The sequence below is a fragment of the Streptomyces phaeofaciens genome (assembly GCF_014648915.1).
GTDB classification, from domain to species: Bacteria; Actinomycetota; Actinomycetes; order Streptomycetales; family Streptomycetaceae; genus Streptomyces; species Streptomyces phaeofaciens.
Genome location: NZ_BMSA01000098.1, coordinates 1 through 772, shown reverse-complemented (window position 1 = coordinate 772; position 772 = coordinate 1). Strand labels below are relative to the sequence as shown.

Genomic DNA, 772 nt, shown 5'->3' with positions numbered 1-772 from the left:
CGATCTTGTAGGCGAACAGCGCACACCACGTGCGCGCCGCGAGCCCCCAGTCCTTGTTAGCCACGTCTGACACCCCATGTCGTGTTGTCGAAGAAGTGGCAGGTCTGCTTGCCTGCTTGCAAGCAACCCACCCTCGGTGAGCGCGGACCGTTCAAGGCGACGGCCCGCGCACCCGGGGGAACGGCTGCTGGCACTCAGGCGAGTCCGAGGCGTCCGCGCACCGGCTTGAGCTTCACGCGGGCCCGGTGGACGGCGTTGCGTACCGCGCCGTCCGAGATGCCGAGCAGCTCGGCCGCCTGCTTGGACGTCATGCCATCGATCTTCACGAGGGCGAGCGCCAGGAGTTCGCCGGGCTCCAGCTCGTCCGCGAGTGTCTCGACGAGCCGTTCCATCAGCACCCGTCCCTCGGCCGCGGCCGCCACGGAATCGGTGTCGAAGTCCACGACGTAGCCCGGGAGCGACATCGGAGCCTCGTCCAGAGCCCAGATCTCGTCCCCGATCAGCATTTCCCGCTTGCGCTGAACGGTCAGCCTCCGGTGGAACGTCTTGATCGCGTTACCGAAGGCCTTCCACGCGTAGTCCTTGATCTCGTCCTCGACGGGCCCGCCCGTCAGCTTCGTGTGCAGGCCCTGGAAGGTCCTGTCCGAGACCTCGCCCTCGTGCACCTCGCCCACGTTGACGAAAACGTGGCGGCGAAACGCCGGCTCGTTCTTCGAGATGTACCCCCACTGGTACAGCGAATCCGGATGCAACTTCTCCTCCGGGCACAACA

At 66.2% G+C, this 772-nt stretch carries 1 protein-coding gene; it reads right to left on the bottom strand.

The window, feature by feature from the left end; all coding sequences use genetic code 11:
* Nucleotides 1–194: 194 nt before the first annotated feature.
* On the bottom strand, nt 195–772 hold a 578-nt coding region (locus tag IE275_RS45715), incomplete at its 5' end, for a sigma-70 family RNA polymerase sigma factor (protein WP_229871470.1).